17 protein-coding genes are annotated in these 16,507 nt (G+C 47.7%); 13 read left to right on the top strand and 4 right to left on the bottom strand.

Translation table 11 applies throughout. From position 1 onward, the window contains the following. Positions 1–75 precede the first annotated feature (75 nt). The 5 genes from ODZ53_RS12435 to ODZ53_RS12455 all read left to right on the top strand — a co-directional run bounded on the left by ODZ53_RS12435 (position 76) and on the right by ODZ53_RS12455 (position 4,985). On the top strand, positions 76–1,512 hold the full coding sequence (locus ODZ53_RS12435) for an MDR family MFS transporter (protein WP_372677387.1): 1,437 nt from the start codon (positions 76–78) through the stop codon (positions 1,510–1,512). Between the two features lie 146 nt (positions 1,513–1,658). Beyond that, positions 1,659–2,909 carry a GNAT family N-acetyltransferase gene (locus ODZ53_RS12440; RefSeq protein WP_372677426.1) on the top strand — a complete coding sequence of 417 codons (1,251 nt, stop codon included), beginning with the start codon at positions 1,659–1,661 and terminating at the stop codon, positions 2,907–2,909. A gap of 90 nt (positions 2,910–2,999) precedes the next feature. After that, positions 3,000–3,173 (top strand): hypothetical protein, encoded by a 174-nt coding sequence (locus ODZ53_RS12445; RefSeq protein ID WP_016739076.1) that lies wholly within the window; start codon positions 3,000–3,002, stop codon positions 3,171–3,173. Positions 3,174–3,250: 77 nt separating this feature from the next. Further along, on the top strand, positions 3,251–3,727 hold the full coding sequence (locus ODZ53_RS12450) for a PilZ domain-containing protein (RefSeq protein WP_172140808.1): 477 nt from the start codon (positions 3,251–3,253) through the stop codon (positions 3,725–3,727). A 115-nt stretch (positions 3,728–3,842) separates the two neighbouring features. Next, complete coding sequence (locus ODZ53_RS12455; RefSeq protein WP_372677389.1) at positions 3,843–4,985, top strand: DUF2087 domain-containing protein; 1,143 nt, start codon at positions 3,843–3,845, stop codon at positions 4,983–4,985. Here ODZ53_RS12455 and ODZ53_RS12460 read toward each other — a convergent pair. The 3 genes from ODZ53_RS12460 to ODZ53_RS12470 form a co-directional block, all read right to left on the bottom strand. After that, positions 4,982–5,299 (bottom strand): hypothetical protein, encoded by a 318-nt coding sequence (locus ODZ53_RS12460; RefSeq protein WP_372677391.1) that lies wholly within the window; start codon positions 5,297–5,299, stop codon positions 4,982–4,984. The genes ODZ53_RS12455 and ODZ53_RS12460 overlap by 4 nt on opposite strands. 122 nt (positions 5,300–5,421) lie before the next feature. Next, positions 5,422–5,874, bottom strand: a complete 453-nt coding sequence (gene gerQ / locus ODZ53_RS12465; RefSeq protein WP_087345273.1) for a spore coat protein GerQ — start codon at positions 5,872–5,874, stop codon at positions 5,422–5,424. Positions 5,875–5,906: 32 nt separating this feature from the next. Next, entirely contained in the window at positions 5,907–6,329 is a 423-nt protein-coding gene (locus ODZ53_RS12470) for a cell wall hydrolase (protein ID WP_199929171.1), read from the bottom strand. A gap of 168 nt (positions 6,330–6,497) precedes the next feature. Between ODZ53_RS12470 and ODZ53_RS12475 the strand changes: the two genes are divergently transcribed. From ODZ53_RS12475 to ODZ53_RS12485, 3 genes are read left to right on the top strand one after another with little or no spacing between them, the layout of a single operon-like run. Beyond that, complete coding sequence (locus ODZ53_RS12475; RefSeq protein WP_372677393.1) at positions 6,498–6,914, top strand: MerR family transcriptional regulator; 417 nt, start codon at positions 6,498–6,500, stop codon at positions 6,912–6,914. Further along, positions 6,911–8,482 (top strand): class I adenylate-forming enzyme family protein, encoded by a 1,572-nt coding sequence (locus ODZ53_RS12480; protein ID WP_372677395.1) that lies wholly within the window; start codon positions 6,911–6,913, stop codon positions 8,480–8,482. Before ODZ53_RS12475 ends, ODZ53_RS12480 begins: the two co-directional genes overlap by 4 nt. Next, the gene (locus ODZ53_RS12485) at positions 8,479–10,287 is read left to right on the top strand and encodes an acyl-CoA dehydrogenase family protein (RefSeq protein ID WP_372677397.1); all 1,809 of its coding nucleotides are present in this window, start codon (positions 8,479–8,481) and stop codon (positions 10,285–10,287) included. The genes ODZ53_RS12480 and ODZ53_RS12485 overlap by 4 nt, the downstream gene beginning before the upstream one ends. A 55-nt stretch (positions 10,288–10,342) precedes the next feature. Here ODZ53_RS12485 and ODZ53_RS12490 read toward each other — a convergent pair whose 3' ends face one another. Then, positions 10,343–10,909, bottom strand: a complete 567-nt coding sequence (locus ODZ53_RS12490) for a YqaA family protein (protein WP_016739068.1) — start codon at positions 10,907–10,909, stop codon at positions 10,343–10,345. 189 nt (positions 10,910–11,098) lie between these two features. Here ODZ53_RS12490 and ODZ53_RS12495 point away from each other — a divergent pair, with 189 nt between their 5' ends. The 5 genes from ODZ53_RS12495 (at position 11,099) to thrS (ending at position 16,477) form a co-directional block, all read left to right on the top strand. Then, complete coding sequence (locus tag ODZ53_RS12495) at positions 11,099–11,530, top strand: hypothetical protein (protein ID WP_142495527.1); 432 nt, start codon at positions 11,099–11,101, stop codon at positions 11,528–11,530. Between the two features lie 123 nt (positions 11,531–11,653). Continuing rightward, entirely contained in the window at positions 11,654–11,878 is a 225-nt protein-coding gene (locus ODZ53_RS12500) for a hypothetical protein (RefSeq protein WP_012685327.1), read from the top strand. Between the two features lie 146 nt (positions 11,879–12,024). Beyond that, on the top strand, positions 12,025–13,131 hold the full coding sequence (mqnC, locus tag ODZ53_RS12505) for a cyclic dehypoxanthinyl futalosine synthase (protein WP_172140802.1): 1,107 nt from the start codon (positions 12,025–12,027) through the stop codon (positions 13,129–13,131). A 190-nt stretch (positions 13,132–13,321) separates the two neighbouring features. Beyond that, entirely contained in the window at positions 13,322–14,242 is a 921-nt protein-coding gene (ytxC, locus tag ODZ53_RS12510; protein WP_173605913.1) for a putative sporulation protein YtxC, read from the top strand. A gap of 321 nt (positions 14,243–14,563) precedes the next feature. After that, entirely contained in the window at positions 14,564–16,477 is a 1,914-nt protein-coding gene (gene thrS, locus ODZ53_RS12515; protein ID WP_372677401.1) for a threonine--tRNA ligase, read from the top strand. Positions 16,478–16,507: the final 30 nt, after the last annotated feature.

Genomic DNA, 16,507 nt, shown 5'->3' on the forward strand with positions numbered 1-16,507 from the left:
TCTTTCATGTGGTATACTAAACAATGCTTTTTCGCTACTCGCGATCATGCGTACATAGAGAGAGAGGAGATCGAGATGAGACTACAGATTATGATTGCCCTTATGCTCTCGACATTCCTTGCTGCGATGGAAGGAACGATTGTGAGTACAGCCGTACCGCGCATTACGAGTGATTTGGCAGGCTTTGAACAGGTGAGCTGGGTATACGCCATCTACATGCTTGCCACTGCCGTATCTGCTCCCATTTACGGTAAACTAGCTGATTTATTTGGCCGAAAAAACGTGTTGTTAATCGGGATCGGCATCTTTTTGTTAGGTTCTACGCTCTGTGGAGTGGCGACGTCAATGTGGCAGCTCATTATTTTTCGTGCCATTCAAGGCTTGGGTGCAGGTTCAGTCATGCCGATTACGATGACCATTATCGGTGATTTGTATACGGAGCAGACTGCTCGAGCAAAAGCGCAGGGCTGGATTAGTGCTGTATGGGGACTTTCCGGTGTGGCAGGTCCGTTGGTCGGAGGATTTTTGGTCGATACACTGACGTGGCGTTATATCTTTTTTCTTAACTTGCCTTTTGGACTTGTATCGTTTTTTATGCTCATCTTTTTGTACAAGGAAAAGCTTGCCGTCAAAGAAAAGCGCCATATCGATTATCCGGGCGCGCTTATTTTTTCGGTCGGGACCATCGCCTTGTTGTATGCCTTGTTAACAGGTAGCCAGAATCAATCCTGGACCAGTCCAGTGACGATTTCCTTGATCGTATTTGCTTTGGTGACCTATCTAGTGTTTGTATCGGTGGAGAAGAAATCGCCTGAGCCGCTGATTCCGCTTTCGCTTTTTACCAATCGAAATGTAACCATGATCAATCTGCTGACGCTCTTGACCAATGGAATTGTAATCAGCATGGTGGTTTACTTGCCGATCTGGAGCCAGGGAGTCTTGGGCGAAAGCGCGACGATGGCTGGCTTTGTTCTAACACCGATGCCAGTTTGCTGGACGATCGGCTCTATCCTTGCGGGGAACTTGTTAGGAAAGCTGCGAGCGGAACAGTTATTTATCGCAGGGACAGCCGTTCTGACGGTAGCGACAACATTGTTGAGCTTCCTATCCACTCACTCAGCGGGATACCTCATTTATGTAGCTGTGGGCTCAATTGGTTTGGGAATGGGACTCATTTCCCCAATCGTTATGGTAAAAATTCAATCGTCTGTTGCAGTCGACAAGAGGGGGACTGCCATTGCCCTCAATACATTCACGGGTACATTTAGCCAAACCTTCGGGGCAGCGGTATTTGGAATGTTGTTCAACATGGTGACTGTAGCAGGTGGCCATACGAATTTAGGGGCCTCGTTTGAACACGGATCGATCCCTGTGGCCCAGCTGGCACAGATCCGAGACTTATTGGCTAGTGGTGTTCATGTGGTCTTCACAGGGACCTTCGTGCTTGCGATAAGCAGCTTTGTTCTGACCCTTTTGATCGCAAAAGGAAACCGAGTCAAGCAGACACACTAATTCGAAAACGTCCGCCGCGTGCGGGCGTTTTTCAATATTTGGTTACAATTTTCCAAAAAATGCAAACTTCGTATTGCCAGCCGTTACATTCATCGATACTATTTTCCTAGATGCCCAATTTCTTGCAGACAGGAGTGCATGAGATGATGGAGGAGATTCGCCCGGTTTCCATTGACGATATCGATGAGGTCGTGAGAATTGCAGCGTTGAGCTACCCTGGAAGCAATCTACTGAGTGCAGAGAGCAGACAGCGATTTGCCCAACGCATAAGGGAGACGATCGAAAACGATCCACATGTCAGCTACCACGGCTGCTACCGTAATGGACAATTAGCGGGTATAATGAAATGGTACGATTTTCCTATGAACGTTCTTGGTACACCGCTCTTGACTGGCGGAATTGGGCTGGTCGCCGTAGACCTTTTGCATAAAAAGGAAAAGGTCGCCATGTCGATGCTTCAAGGTTTTCTTTCCAGCTATCGGGAACGGGGAATCTCGCTGGTCTCTCTCTATCCGTTTCGTGTTGATTTTTACAAGCAAATGGGTTTTGGAATAGGGACCAAGGTTCATCAATACAAGTTCAAGCCGTCCAGCCTGCCGTTTGTAGGCAAGGACAAAATCGTTTATATAAGAAAAGAGGACAAAGAAGAACTGTCTGCTTGCTATCATCGCATCGCCCGTCAAACCCATGGCATGATCAAGCGAACAGACCGTGAGTGGGACAGACTCCTCGATGTCCCTGAAATGATTGTCGTCGGTTACAAAAAGGAAGGGAAATTCGCCGGATACCTCGCTTTCCAGTTCCAGAGCGCTCATGAAAAAAACAAACTCATCAATAACATAGAAGTAAGAGAGCTTCAGTATGAGAGCCGCGAAGCACTTGCACAACTGCTCTCTTTCCTGCGGAGTCAGGCCGATCAGATTCAGCGAATCGAGTTCACGACGCCGGACGAAGATTTTCACTTATTGCTATCCGATCCGGGCAATGGAACGGATTCGATTTTATGGAGCATTTATCATGAGAGCCATGTATCTGGAGTCGGTCTGATGTATCGGATTATTGATGTACCGGGATTTTTCCGCCAGCTGTCCCACCACCGATTTGGTTCAGAAACAGTGAATGTAAAGCTGACGATCCACGATTCGTTCCTGCCTGAGAGTGAAGGGACATGGCTCATCAAGTTTGTCGATGGACGTCCGGAAGTAGGAGAGGCAGCGGAGTCTGACGTTTCGGTGGAGCTAGATATTTCGGATTTTTCTTCACTCGTGATGGGGGTAGTAACGGCACGAAAGCTGTATCAATACGGCCAGTTGGAGCTGGATGCACCAGAAAAGCTCCCCATTTTGGATAGACTGTTTGCTGTTTCCGAGAAGCCGAGAAGTGTGACAACCTTTTAGAAAAGAAGGTTCGTCACGTTTTTGACACATTTGGTTATCTTATTTTGCTTCCTCCCATATGTTGTTAGTAAATGGGAGGAGGTACGATTTATGATCTTTCTAACACTGGTTATCTTTTTTGCATTTCTTTTGATTGTTTGGGTGGTTGTTAGACTCCTCTTCCGGCTGGAAAAGCATGATTCCATCACACATGATGAAAGGGAATTATGGAATCGTTTTCAGGTGAAGGAGCAGGAGATCAGATACCGAAAGCCCAAAAAATAAAAAGAAAGGCGCCAAGATGACAGGCGCTCTTTCTTTTGCGTGTTACCCACTATGAGATGAGAAAGAAGGAGAAAACAATGCCAGGTAGATCAGAGGGGCATCAACGTGAATTTTTTCGCTTACGTCTAGAATACGCCCTCTGTGCAGACATGACCATTGTGCTGGTCAAAGGGAAAACCATGGAGATTGGGAGCACGCAGGTATTGATCGAGGATATTGGGGCAGGTGGACTTCGTTTTCTTTCTCATCTCAAAATGCCAGCAAATGACCAGCTCGTTCTGCAGTTTGCGACGGAATTGTGCGGACAGGCTCTGAAAATGTACGGCCACGTAGTTCGCACGATTCCGTGGGAAACGGACTATTACGAATACGCTGTACGGTTTACGATGGAAGAGGAACAACATCTGGAGATTAATCGCATGGTAAACCGATTGGCCATCCGCTATCGGCAGAAACGTACAGCAACAGAAGGACGTTTCTACAAAGGTGACCGTTTGACATTTTTAAAAGAGTTGGCTCAAGCAAGTCTTTCGATGCGAGCCAGTGAAGCATAGATAAAAAGGCTTTCTGTTGTGCGAATACAACGGAGAGCTTTTTTTGTTTGACAGGGAATAAACACGGTGATAAGTTATCTATAATAACTCAAACGAATAAAGGTTGTGTTTATATATGAGTCTTCACGAAGCATTTTGGAGCGCTTCTCTTCAAGAATGGAAGCAAGGTTACATCGAACAAGACGAACATTTTATGTGTTTGCTCTGCGGGGAACAGGTGGAGAAAGGAATCATTTATCCAGTGGAGGGTGTCCTGTACGAAGCGTCTCGCTTTATCCGCCATCATATCGAGGTTACGCACGGTTCTGTCTTTACCCACCTGAGCCAGTTGGATAAACGATTGACGGGCTTGTCTGATCATCAAGTTAATTTACTTCGCCTTTTTTACCAAGGAAAGACAGACGCCGAGGTTCAAAATGAAATGGGGATCGGCAGTGCATCGACGATCCGTAATCACCGCTTTGCACTCAAGGAGAAAGAACGCCAGGCCAAGGTGTTCCTGGTCATGATGGAGTTATTGCATGAAGCGGATAAACATCAATCGTCCAACGATGCCAAATCAAGCAAGCAAAAGAACACCTCGAAAGATGGCGATGTCACAGAGTATGCCGCGGTCGTAAAGAAATTCCTGCCGAATGGACTATCAGGTCGATTAGAGCGCTTCCCACGCAAGCAAAAGCATAAACTCATCCTACTCGAAGAGATTTCCAAAAAATTCGAGCTTGATCGTTTCTACACCGAGCGGGAAGTGAATGAGATTCTAGAAGGTCTCTACGATGATTATGTGACCTTGCGGAGATATTTAGTCGATGCTGGATTGATGGATAGACAGGCGGACGGTAGTCAATATTGGAGGATCGCTGTGGAAAGTGAAGGAGAGGAACGGGGGGCGCAGCAGATGAACCGCAAGCAAGAGCTCAAGCAGATGTACAAGGAAGTAGAAACCGATGCAGGTGTTTATCAAATAAAGAACAAGCAAACTGACAAAGTCTTCATCGCCAGCACGAATAACCTAAAAACGATCAACGGTAGAAAGTTCATGCTTCAGCATGGCTCGCATCCTAATCGACAGCTGCAAAAAGACTGGGATAAATACGGTCCGGACGCTTTTGAAATCGAAGTGCTAGAGAAGGTTGAAAAGAAAGACCATCCGTATTTTGATTTGAAAGGTGCATTGGAAAAACTCGAAGATAAATGGATGGAAAAGCTGGCGCCATATGGTGATCGAGGCTATCACGTGCAAAAAGATCCGTCCTAGTCTCGTCCATCTTCCAGCATGCGGAAGCGCTCCAAGTGATCCCACAGACCTTCCTTTTGCAAGATCTGGACTTGTTTTTCGCCAAGTAAATCAAAATGCGGAAAGGGCGCACGATTATGAATGTAGGCAGGATCGAGTCCGTTGACAAGGCACCAGTCTGTCAGTAACGAATAATTGGCACAGCCTACTTTTGTAACGGTTTTGATTCCAGGAAACCGGGGGTCCAGCCAATAATGTGTAAGAAATGCCAATTCGCCTTGACTAACGGCTTGCTTCCAACGGTTTAGTTCGTCTCGTGTAATCCCAAATGCCACTCTTCCTCATCCTTTGCAAAGCGGTTGTGTATCTCCCTCATTAATAGCATGGAATGGTAGATACGTCAAAAAGACAGTTCCCGGGGATAGCCGAAGGAAACTGTCTTTTTGTGCTTGGTTGCTTACCGAACTCCTGTTGGAAGCTGAGGCGGGATGTAATTCAACTCTTCGTCCGCCGTGATGTAATCGGTGTTGACCATCAGGAGCAAATATCGTTTGCCAGTTTGTGGATCGCTGATAATAATGTGGTCCCGGCCAGCTGTTTCAAGGACGCCACGGAAAATTTTAGCGTTCCATTGACTGTTGTTTTCAAACGTTTGGTACACGGTAATGACTTTGCCTCGATTCAGGCGAAGGATGTTTTCGATGTACGATTCTTCCAGCACTTGCCCAGGAGTAATGGGCATTCCAGGAATCAAGGATCCGCTTGGTTGCATCGGAACCAGTTGAGGTTGCTGCTGCTGAATCATCTGCTGTTGTTGCTGAGGTATGCCGTATGGATACTGTGCGGATGGGTACATGTCGTAACCGAATTGTTGTTGAGGGTAACCAGTGTAAGGCATTTGTTGACTCATGATGAACTCGCTCCTTTATCTATCTATTCCTTTTAATAGACGCGTGGACAATCTGCAGGTGTTGGAACGAAGAAGCAGTGTGCCTTATAGCGACCGGAGTTTTGTTGATCCCACCAGGTAGCTGGACAGTTTCCGGAAGGCCGGTAGAACCATAATGCGTTGCTAGCCGGACGGGTCTTTTCGCCATTGACTGCGCGCTGTGCCAATCGTCTTTCTTTATCCCTGGTCCGTTGATAGAAATACGGCCTCTGGACCGCTTCGAATCCTCCCGGAGATTGATAGACCATGTCACGCATGCTGCGAATGTTTTTGAAGTCAAGGCAGTTACCTAAAATCCGATTTACCCCAACGTTGCCAACCATCAACATGCCCAACTCACCTTCACCCTCAGCCTCAGCTCGAATCAGTCTGGCAAGCATATCGACATCTTTGGAGTTCGCTTTGATGACGGCCATTGCTTCACCTCCTTCCCCAAAAATCACAATAACAATATATGGGCGAATAATAGATTGGTGATTGACCCGATAAATTTTTCATCAAGTTGACGTTTACGTAAACGGCAGTTACAATCATTTTGTTCGGTGAATTCTGAATTTTATAAATGCAAGTGAGGGGCGCTGGACATGAACAGAGAAGGAATACAGAAGGAAGAATCGTGGACCATCTCTGATCTTGCTCAAGAATTAGATGTCAGCACCAGAACGATTCGGTACTACGAAGAGCTAGGCTTGATTTTCCCCAGTCGGACAGAGAAGGGCAGCAGGCACTATAACCGTAAGGATCGTGCCAGGCTGCGACTCATTCTGCGAGGGAAGCGCTTCGGATTTTCGTTGGATCAGATTCGCGAGATGATTGAGCTGTTCGACGAGGATCGTACAGGTCGGGCGCAGCTTTTGCGAACGATTGAGTACGGCAATCAAAAGCTGGCTGAGATCGACGAGAAAATCATGGAACTCCGACAACTGAGAGAAGACATTCTCGTCTACAAGCAAAACTTTGAACAAAAATTGCTTGAAGAAAATGAGGAGGAGAAACGATGAACGTATCAGCTCTGCTCGCAGCAAACGGAAGGAAATACCCTGACAAGCCCGCTCTGGTTGCAGGAGATGTAGAGGTCAGCTATTCCCAGTGGGATACACGCTCTACGCAGTGGGCTTTCTATTTGCGGGAGCTTGGCATCGAGCAAGGGGATCGGGTCGTCATGCTGATGCCCAATTGTCCGGAGTTTGCCATTTTTTACGTCGCCGTCATTCGCACTGGTGCACTCGTCGTGCCGATCAACGCGCGCTCAACTCAAGAAGAAGTACGACATATATGTGAACATGCCGGAGCAAAGGCACTTCTTGTTCACGATGCCCTCGTGCCGATCGTGAATGAGTGGGTCCTTCAAACGCCGCAGCTTGTGGCAATCAAAACAGGAACGAGTCAAGGGAATTGGCAGGGCATTGCTGAGTGGGATGCCACTGACGTATCTTTTGATGAAATGAATGCGCTTTCTCTACAGCCCTATTTGGTGAACATGAACGAAGATAGCGAGGTTAGTATCCTCTATACATCTGGAACGACTGGACGACCTAAAGGGGTGCTTTATACACATAGAAGCTTATTGACTGTCGCGAAAATGATGTCGATTGAACTGACGATGACACATCGTTCTCGAATTTTACATTTGATGCCGCTGAGTCATTCGGCTCCGCTCCATCTCTTTTTCATTGCAGGGCTCATGCTTGGCGCCACTCAGGTAATGGCTCTGACCTTCTCGCCGCAGCTTCTTTTGGACCTGGTGCAGCAGCATCGGATTACGCATTTCTTCGGAGCGCCTGTGGCGTATTTGCTGACGATGAAGCATCCCGAGTTTGCGGCGTACGATTTGTCTTCCATCGAATATTGGATGTATGGCGGGGCTCCTTTGTCCAAAGAGATGGCTGCGCTCATGGAAGAAGCTTATGGACGCGATAAACTGGCATGCGTCTACGGCTTGACGGAGGCAGGGCCGACCGGAATGTGCCTCTTGCACAGAGAGCATCCAGAGAAAATCGGAAGTATAGGCAATCGTGGTGTATTGTTCGTCGAAATGGAGGTCGTAGACGAGCGAGGAGAGCGATGCGCCAGTGGCGAAGTGGGCGAAATTCGCTTGCGCGGGGAAGGGACAATGAAAGGATACTACAACAATCCAGAGGCTACAGCAGAATCGATACAAGATGGCTGGGTGTATACGGGCGATATTGCACGGGTAGATGAGGATGGATTTCTATGGATGATTGATCGCAAAAAAGACGTGATGATCACGGGTGGGGTTAACGTTTACCCCAAGGAAATCGAGCAGTTGTTGGAGCGTCATCCGTCAATTGCTGAGGTAGCTGTTGTAGGGTTGCCGCATCCTGAGTGGGGCGAGACGGTTACGGCCTATGTGGTGCTAAAATCAGGTGTCGATAACAATCGAGATTGGCTAGAGGAAATCCAAGACTTTTTGAGCGGTTATCTCGCCGATTACAAGCTCCCCCGACAGGTGAATATCGTTCCTGCGCTGCCGCGGAACACGAGCGGAAAAGTCCTGAAGCATGTATTGCGTGATGTCAGTTCCCAAAAGGAAGTGGAGCTGCGATGAGTGATTTGCAAACGAGCATCGATCAGCGAACTTACAGTGACAACATCCCGCACCCCCGTATGCCACACGGGGAAAACTTTTTCAAAGCAGATCCCAATCTCAATTACTTGCTGGAACGTTATCTCCCTGCTTCCATGCATGAATGGGCCAAACAGCAGTTGAGCTGGTTAGGTGCGCAAGTGGCAGGACCCATTGATGAGCGTGCCGCTTATACAGACAGGGAAGGCAAGCCAAGATTGCGCAAGTACAATCGGCTGGGCGAGGATATTTCCGAGATTATTACCAATGAAGGCTACAAGGAAACAGTAGCAGAGGTTTACGGAGCAGGCATCGTCAGCTATTTGTATCAAGACATCCCTGAGTTGGGGAGAAAAGCGCCGTACAGCTATTCCTTTTTCATGGGCTATCTCGTGAGCCAGTCTGAGCCGGGCTTTTATTGCCCTGTCACCTTGTCGATGTCAGCCGCTTATTTACTTGATCGTTACGGCAGCGAAGAACAGAAGGAGCAGTACCTGACAGGACTGACCTCTCGTGACCGCACTCGCTTGTATGAAGGGGCTACTTGGCTGACCGAGAGACAGGGCGGGTCGGATGTCGGTGCGAATTTGACCGTTGCAGAGCCAGTAGCAGGTCGGCCCGGAGTGTACCGATTGACAGGAGAAAAGTTTTTTGCGAGCAATGCCGGAGCATTTGTTGCGACTGTTTTGGCAAGAATCGATGAGGAGGAACGCGGGACAAAAGGGCTCGGACTGTTTTTGGTGCCTTGGGTAAAGCCTGACAATGAACGCAATCACATCCAGGTCCGCCGCTTGAAAGAAAAGCTGGGCGTCAACGCCGTACCATCTGCGGAGATACTGTTGAACGGGGCAGAGGGTTATTTGATCGGGGAGCCACAGAACGGCTTCAAATACATGGCAGAAGCCCTGAACCTCTCGCGCATTTGCAACGCGATTGCTTCGATTGGGATTATGCGTCGAGCTTTTTACGAAGCGAGGTATTATGCCGAGCAACGCCGTGCATTCGGGAAGCCAATTGATCAGTACCCGATGGTAAAAGAAATGCTGGTGAGCCTCTTATTGGATACAGAGGTCAGCACGGGAGCCGTGTTTGATATGATTGCTGTCTATGATCGTTTGCAGTCTCATTCCGCGAGCAAAGAGGATAACGCGCTTGCACGCCTACTGATTCCTTTGCTGAAATACCGTACAGGGGAAGAAGCTGTCAAATCAACCCATACCGCGATTGAAATTCATGGCGGTAACGGCTATATCGAGGAATACGTGACGCCGCGTCTGTTGCGTGACGCGCAAGTTTTGACCGTATGGGAAGGCACCTCGAATATACTGGCACTCGATATTTTGCGTGTGATGCAAAAAGAAAACAGCCACGAAGTGTTTAGCAGAATGCTTCGGGAGCGCATAGCTGGCTGGAAGCATGCCTTTTCACAGCCGTACGCCGAGCTGACTCGAACAGAACTGGCCATCCTGGCGGAAAATATTTCCTATCTCATGCAACAGACCCACGATTATGTAACGTACAAATTAAAAACGCTCGCAGACCATATGGTAGATTTGTACACCTTATCATGCATCGTCAGTGAAGCAGAGGATCAGGTGACACGTGAGGGAAATGCGCGCAAATATATTTTGGCAAAACTGTATGCCGAAAAGCATTTCCCTTCACGAGAAAAGCGGGGGATTCAAGTCGATTCTTTGCTGGATGTTCAGTTCTTTACCCAACTGGTGGAGTATCAGTTGGTCAGCGTAGAAGAATGGGCCCAACAGTCCGCTATTGTTCCGACCTGATAATCAAAAAGCGCCTTTTTTCCACTTGGTGAGGTGGCAAAGGCGCTTTTGATTTTTACGCGTACCGCTTGCGGCGCATGCTCCAAATAAACCAGGTCGCAGCAACCACTGCTGCTACCGCCAACAGCGTGATCTCGAAGTATTCATCGATCAGAACCTTTGCGTGATTTCCGTATAAATAAAACAAGGTGCCAATCAAGAAAAACTTCAATCCCCGCCCGATGATCGCATAAAACATGAGCTTGGTCAGCGAGTAATTGAATACGCCAGAGAGCACAGTGAAAACCTTGAAAGGAATGGGGGTAAAAGCACCGATTAGGACGGCAGCATCCCCGTTTTTTGCGAATTTTTCCGTCGCTACGATAACCCATTTTTCAGGGAGAATCTTGTGCAAAAGTGGTTTTCCCAGCCATCTCCCCAACAAAAATCCGATGGGAGCGCCGAGGACGGAAGCAGTAAAGGCTACTGTCGCAAACTGAATCGCTGAGCCTGGATCGAGCAGACTCATCGCAATTTGCATAAAAAACGGAGGAATTGGACTGATAAATGAGTCCAAAAATGCCATGGCCGCGAGTCCCCACATCCCATATTGCATGAATAGCTGTGTGATATGTTCGAGCATGAGCATCTCCTTACGGGGTTTTTTCTATTGTAGCCATCTTATGCCAGTTTGTCCAAAGAAAGACCACAACTGAAGTTAGATGCTGGAAGGGAAAATGAGGAAATAGGACGATTGGCCCATCAAGCGACTTCCAAAATATCCCGAATATAAGTAAGTGTGGAATGTCATGACGAAAGGGATATTTATTAAATGAAAATGCCATTATCGATCAAAGTCATTCAAGGGTTTATGCTGTTGCAAGTCATCGTATTGGGAGGCCTCTATTTTGTGGTTTCACAGGCAGATCCGATGAACTTGAGCCACTGGGCCAGTAAAATGGTTTTCAATGCGGTGACGATGCCAGAAGATATGTTGGATCAAAGCTACGTGTTAGGAAGAATGCAAGGAAGATTAATGTTTCCACTGATCATCACCACTGTATTGTTCATCTTCATACAGATGAGGTTACTAAAGTCGTCGATTGTCTGCATAAGTTTGGCGATTTTACTGGATATAAGCAATGGAACTTTCTTGATCGCCCTCTTGTATATAACCCTTCTTTTGGTTTTGACCCACAATAAACAATCGAAGATATATTTTAATCGGAATCATCATCAAGTTACAGAGACGGTTAAAAAATGAGTGGTCCAATGAGATGATCCTAGGTCGGAATATTGGTAATGAAGTCCTTGCTTTTTCATTGACGCTAGGAAAGATTATCCACTAAAATGTAGGGAAACAGGACAAACATCATGGGAGGAACCAATGAAAACATTGGGTTCGGGAAAAGTCGTTTTCTATGCACCAAACGGGACTAACTTGCAAGTATCAGGGGAAATTGACGTACGTGGTGATCGGGTATCCATAACAGAAATCATCTATTTTAATGGAAAACCAAACGGAGCGCGCGAAACGAATTTGCCATTAGCGCAAACCGTGATTTACTGGGAGCCAGAAGTGTACGAACAGATTGGATATGAAGAAGAATAAGAATCATTGCGAGTCCAAGCCCTGTCTCTTGCAGGGTTTTTTCGCGTATGGTGGTGTATCTGCCAGCACCTCGGGCTATAGCCGATGTCCCGGTATTGTGTTATGATGTGGGATGGAATTTACGTATGGTACAAGGAGTGATCCTTATGATCGATTCTATATTGGAACGTGCTCTCGCAGGTGAACGTCTGGGTCTCGAAGACGGTCTGGCTTTGTTTGCGAGCAATGAAATCGAAAAGATCGGACATTACGCCAATCTGGTTATGCAGAAGCATCATCCAGATCCGATTGCGACCTTTGTTATTAGTCGCAACGTCAATTACACGAACGTATGTGACACGTATTGCCGTTTTTGTGCTTTTTACCGTCCCCCAGGCTCTTCTGAAGGATACGTTCTTCCCAGAGAGACGATTTTCCAAAAGATTCAGGAGACCGTTGATGTAGGCGGTACAGAAATCTTGATGCAAGGCGGCACCAATCCTGATCTAAAGCTGGATTATTACACCGACCTCTTGCGTGCGATCAAAGAGCGCTTCCCGCAGATTACGATGCACTCTCTGTCTGTGGCGGAAGTGATGAAAATCGCGGAAGTTTCTAACATGTCTGTCGAGGAAGTGCTGAAAGAGCTGAAGGCAGCAGGTCTCGATTCCTTGCCGGGAGCGGGTGGCGAAATCCTCGATGATCGTACACGTCGGAAGATTTCCCGTTTGAAGGGCTCGTGGACTGAGTGGATTGATACCCAAAAAGCCGCACACCGTGCAGGCTTGCCGGGTACAGCTACCATGGTCATTGGTTTTGGGGAAGAGATGGAGGAGCGCGTACTTTCTCTGTTGCGCATCCGCGATGCACAAGATGAGACAGGCGGATTCAAAGCGTTCATCGTCTGGACCTTCCAACCGGACAACACCAACATGAAGGCTGTCAACAACACGCCGGAGGAGTACTTAAAAACACTGGCAATCAGCCGCCTCATGCTGGATAATATCGAAAACTTCCAATCTTCTTGGGTGACAATGGGCCCGCATTACGGTCAGCTTTCTCTCTCTTATGGAGCGAACGATTTCGGCCAAACGATGATGGAAGAAAACGTTGTTTCCGCAGCAGCATGTACGTACAAGGTCAACACGAACCAAATTTTGGAGCTGATTCGCGGCGCAGGCAAAATTCCTGCACAGCGCAACACACAGTATGACATCCTGCGCGTTTTCAAAGACGGCGAGATGGCAGAACGTGATTTTGTCATGCAAAACTAAAAAAACAATAAATCCAAAAAGCGCTTCTCTGTCCCCTGTTAACAAAGGGAAACTGGCAGGGAAGCGTTTTTTGGCATTTTAATCAGGAACTTTTTACCTGCAACCTTCCCTGAGTTTCCAACCGTTTAAAAGTATATCGCTCCTGACGGGACATATACTGTAACTACAATGGCGGGTTGGGGGGATGGTTATGCAGACGTTTCGCGTATTGCTGGAGAATGTCCCTGAGCATTGTGACACGTATCGGGCTATCGTAAATGAGATGACGGAGCGGGTCAACACTGCACCGGTGCGCATTACATACAGGGAGCAAGAAGAGAATGGATACCTCTTGTTCTACTTTCAAAGCTGGTGTGAGAGTGAGTATGACGCGCAGACCATCGATTGGGCAAGAGCCTTCGTTGCTCTTACATTAGCCGAATGGGTCATTCAGGTGAAGGAACCGAAAATCATGGAAGAAATGGCCGCAGACTTACTCGCTGCCGAGCAGATGGAAACCGAGTGGGCGGAAATTTTTCCTTATATTCAACGCATGTGCCAAGAAGTCGAGCTGGATGGCGGGGAACTGTTAACGGCTACGACACGCAAGGCAAACGTATATCGCAATGTCTTCTCCTATCTGGAGTGGGAGAGAACGATCAACGTATTGGGCTTCATCCGCTTTCGACTGCAGGAGCATTGGAACGAGCTGTTCGAACTCGTGGAAACGGGTATTGACGAATATCTGGAAGACAAGCAATACCAAGAGTTTGTCGAACTGCTGCGCTATTTCATTGCTGTACAGGAAACCAAGCAGGAAATCGTTCATGTCGTTCCTAGTGTGGACAAACCTTTCCATCTTTATGATAAAAAAGGGGATCGTCTTTGGCTTGAACAGTTGGATACTGTTCTGAACATGGACGAACAAAAATGCCGAGACGAGGATTATTTGGTCAGTGCTTTGGTTACACTGGCTCCTGAGAGTATCGTGCTCCATATGGCTTCGGAAAAGCCTGGGCTTGTACAGACGATCCGCAGTATTTTTGACGGTCGGCTCATTACTTGCCACTCTTGTTCCCTATGTTTATCCGAGCGACGTGTACTTGACGGGAATAATCCCTCTAAACTATAATAGCAACAACAACTTTACATCGCTTATAAATACGATGAGAAGGACACGGACAATAGTAAGGACGCTCTAGAGAGGCGGGCCACAGGCTGGAAGCTCGCTGCGAACTGTTATTGATCTACCACCTTCGAGTAGCTGCCGGGAACGAAGCATAGGCTTTTACTATCGGTATGCCGGTTAGATACCGTTACATGGAATGAGGAGTCTGTTTTTGTGCGCAGACTTGAAGTAGGGTGGTAACACGAGAACACACTCGTCCCTTTTTGGGGATGGGTGTTTTTTTATATTCTCAACCAAAACAGATACAGGAAGGAAGAATCCACAGTGGCACAAATTCATGTTACTTTCCCAGATGGAGCCGTTCGTCAATACGACGCTGGGATTACTATCGAAGACATCGCAGGCTCCATTAGCTCTAGCCTGAAGAAAAAGGCAGTAGCTGGTAAAAAAGACGGCAAGGTTGTTGATCTGTACACAGAACTCACAGATGACGCAGCGATTGAAATCGTTACCCTCGATTCTGCCGACGGATTGGAAGTATACCGCCACAGTACAGCTCACTTGCTCGCTCAAGCGGTAAAACGTATTTACGGCGCTGAAGTGAAGTTCGGAATCGGTCCTGTGATTGAGGATGGCTTCTACTACGACATGGATATTCCGGTTTCCCTTTCCCCAGAGGATTTAGGCAAAATCGAAGCAGAAATGGAAAAAATCGTGAAGGAAGACCTGCCGATTCGTCGCAAAGTCGTAAGCCGCGATGAAGCAACTGCGATTTTCCAAGAACTGAACGATCATCTGAAGCTGGAGCTGATTCGCGACCTGCCAGAGGATGCGACTATCACGCTGTATGAGCAAGGCGAATTTTTCGACCTCTGTCGTGGACCGCACTTGCCGTCCACTGGCTTCATCAAAGCATTCAAGCTGATGAGCGTGGCAGGTGCATACTGGCGCGGAAAAGCAGAAAACCAAGTTCTGCAACGCGTATATGGTACAGCTTGGCCGAAAAAAGCAGACATGGATGAATATCTGCACTTCATCGAAGAAGCGAAAAAGCGCGATCACCGCAAATTGGGTAAAGAACTGGGCCTGTTCATGTTCTCCGAGGAAGCACCAGGCATGCCGTTCTACCTGCCAAAAGGTTTCACTGTTCGCAACGAGCTGGAGCAATTCTCCCGCCGTCTGCAACAATTGGCACAATACACAGAAGTGCGCTCTCCGTTCCTCATGAACGAGCGTCTCTGGAAAGAATCTGGTCACTGGGATCACTACAAAGAGAACATGTACTTCTCTGAAGTAGATAACGCGACTTACGCCTTGAAGCCAATGAACTGCCCAGGTCACATGCTGATCTATAAAAACGAGATGCATTCGTACCGTGACCTGCCGATCCGTTACTCTGAGTTCGGGCAAGTTCACCGTCATGAGTACTCCGGGGCGTTGAATGGAATGCTGCGGGTGCGTACCTTCTGCCAGGATGACGCGCACGTGTTTGTCCGTCCTGATCAGATCGCGAGCGAAATCAAAGGCATGATCACTTTGATTGACAGCATCTACAAGGTATTTGGCTTCGAATACAGTGTGGCTCTGTCCACTCGTCCGGAAGATTCCATGGGCTCTGATGAGCTGTGGGAAGCAGCAGAAAGCTCTCTGAAAACAGTGTTGGAAGAGCTCGGTATGGCCTATGAGATCAAAGACGGAGACGGTGCGTTCTACGGACCGAAGATCGACTTCCAAATTACCGACGCGCTGAAACGCCGTCACCAATGTGGAACGATCCAACTGGACTTCCAAATGCCTGAGAAATTTGACCTGACTTATGTTGGTCAAGACAACGAGAAGCACCGTCCAGTTGTTTTGCACCGTGCGATGTACGGCTCCATGGAGCGCTTCATCGGTATCCTGATCGAGCACTACGCAGGTGCATTCCCGATTTGGCTGACACCAATCCAAGCACGCATCATGAACATCAGCGAAGTGCACATGCCATATGCAGAACAAGTAAGAGAAAAACTGCAACAAGCCGGTATTCGTGTAGAGCTGGATGGCCGCAATGAGAAAATCGGCTACAAAATCCGTGAAGCACAAGTTGAAAAAATCCCGTACATGCTGGTCATCGGTGAAAAAGAGGTGGCTGACGGTACACTGTCCGTCCGTAAACGCGGAGTGGGCGATGAAGGCGCGATGACAGTGGATGCGTTTGTAGAGAAAATCCGCGCTGAAATCAATGAAATGAAGTAAGAGCGTTTAGAAGTAGAGCCGCCCTGAAGT

The sequence above is a fragment of the Brevibacillus sp. BD137 genome, assembly GCF_041644655.1.
In the GTDB taxonomy this organism is placed as follows: domain Bacteria; phylum Bacillota; class Bacilli; order Brevibacillales; family Brevibacillaceae; genus Brevibacillus; species Brevibacillus brevis_D.

Coding starts and splice junctions, on each gene's coding strand:
- ODZ53_RS12475 (WP_372677393.1), top strand. CDS start 6,498: ATGAACAGAGAAGGAATACAGAAGGAAGAATCGTGGACCATCTCTGAT.
- ODZ53_RS12470 (WP_199929171.1), bottom strand. CDS start 6,329: ATGGCCGTCATCAAAGCGAACTCCAAAGATGTCGATATGCTTGCCAGA.
- ODZ53_RS12440 (WP_372677426.1), top strand. CDS start 1,659: ATGGAGGAGATTCGCCCGGTTTCCATTGACGATATCGATGAGGTCGTG.
- ODZ53_RS12450 (WP_172140808.1), top strand. CDS start 3,251: ATGCCAGGTAGATCAGAGGGGCATCAACGTGAATTTTTTCGCTTACGT.
- ytxC (WP_173605913.1), top strand. CDS start 13,322: ATGCAGACGTTTCGCGTATTGCTGGAGAATGTCCCTGAGCATTGTGAC.
- mqnC (WP_172140802.1), top strand. CDS start 12,025: ATGATCGATTCTATATTGGAACGTGCTCTCGCAGGTGAACGTCTGGGT.
- ODZ53_RS12490 (WP_016739068.1), bottom strand. CDS start 10,909: ATGCTCGAACATATCACACAGCTATTCATGCAATATGGGATGTGGGGA.
- ODZ53_RS12480 (WP_372677395.1), top strand. CDS start 6,911: ATGAACGTATCAGCTCTGCTCGCAGCAAACGGAAGGAAATACCCTGAC.
- ODZ53_RS12435 (WP_372677387.1), top strand. CDS start 76: ATGAGACTACAGATTATGATTGCCCTTATGCTCTCGACATTCCTTGCT.
- ODZ53_RS12445 (WP_016739076.1), top strand. CDS start 3,000: ATGATCTTTCTAACACTGGTTATCTTTTTTGCATTTCTTTTGATTGTT.
- ODZ53_RS12500 (WP_012685327.1), top strand. CDS start 11,654: ATGAAAACATTGGGTTCGGGAAAAGTCGTTTTCTATGCACCAAACGGG.
- ODZ53_RS12495 (WP_142495527.1), top strand. CDS start 11,099: ATGAAAATGCCATTATCGATCAAAGTCATTCAAGGGTTTATGCTGTTG.
- gerQ (WP_087345273.1), bottom strand. CDS start 5,874: ATGAGTCAACAAATGCCTTACACTGGTTACCCTCAACAACAATTCGGT.
- ODZ53_RS12455 (WP_372677389.1), top strand. CDS start 3,843: ATGAGTCTTCACGAAGCATTTTGGAGCGCTTCTCTTCAAGAATGGAAG.
- ODZ53_RS12485 (WP_372677397.1), top strand. CDS start 8,479: ATGAGTGATTTGCAAACGAGCATCGATCAGCGAACTTACAGTGACAAC.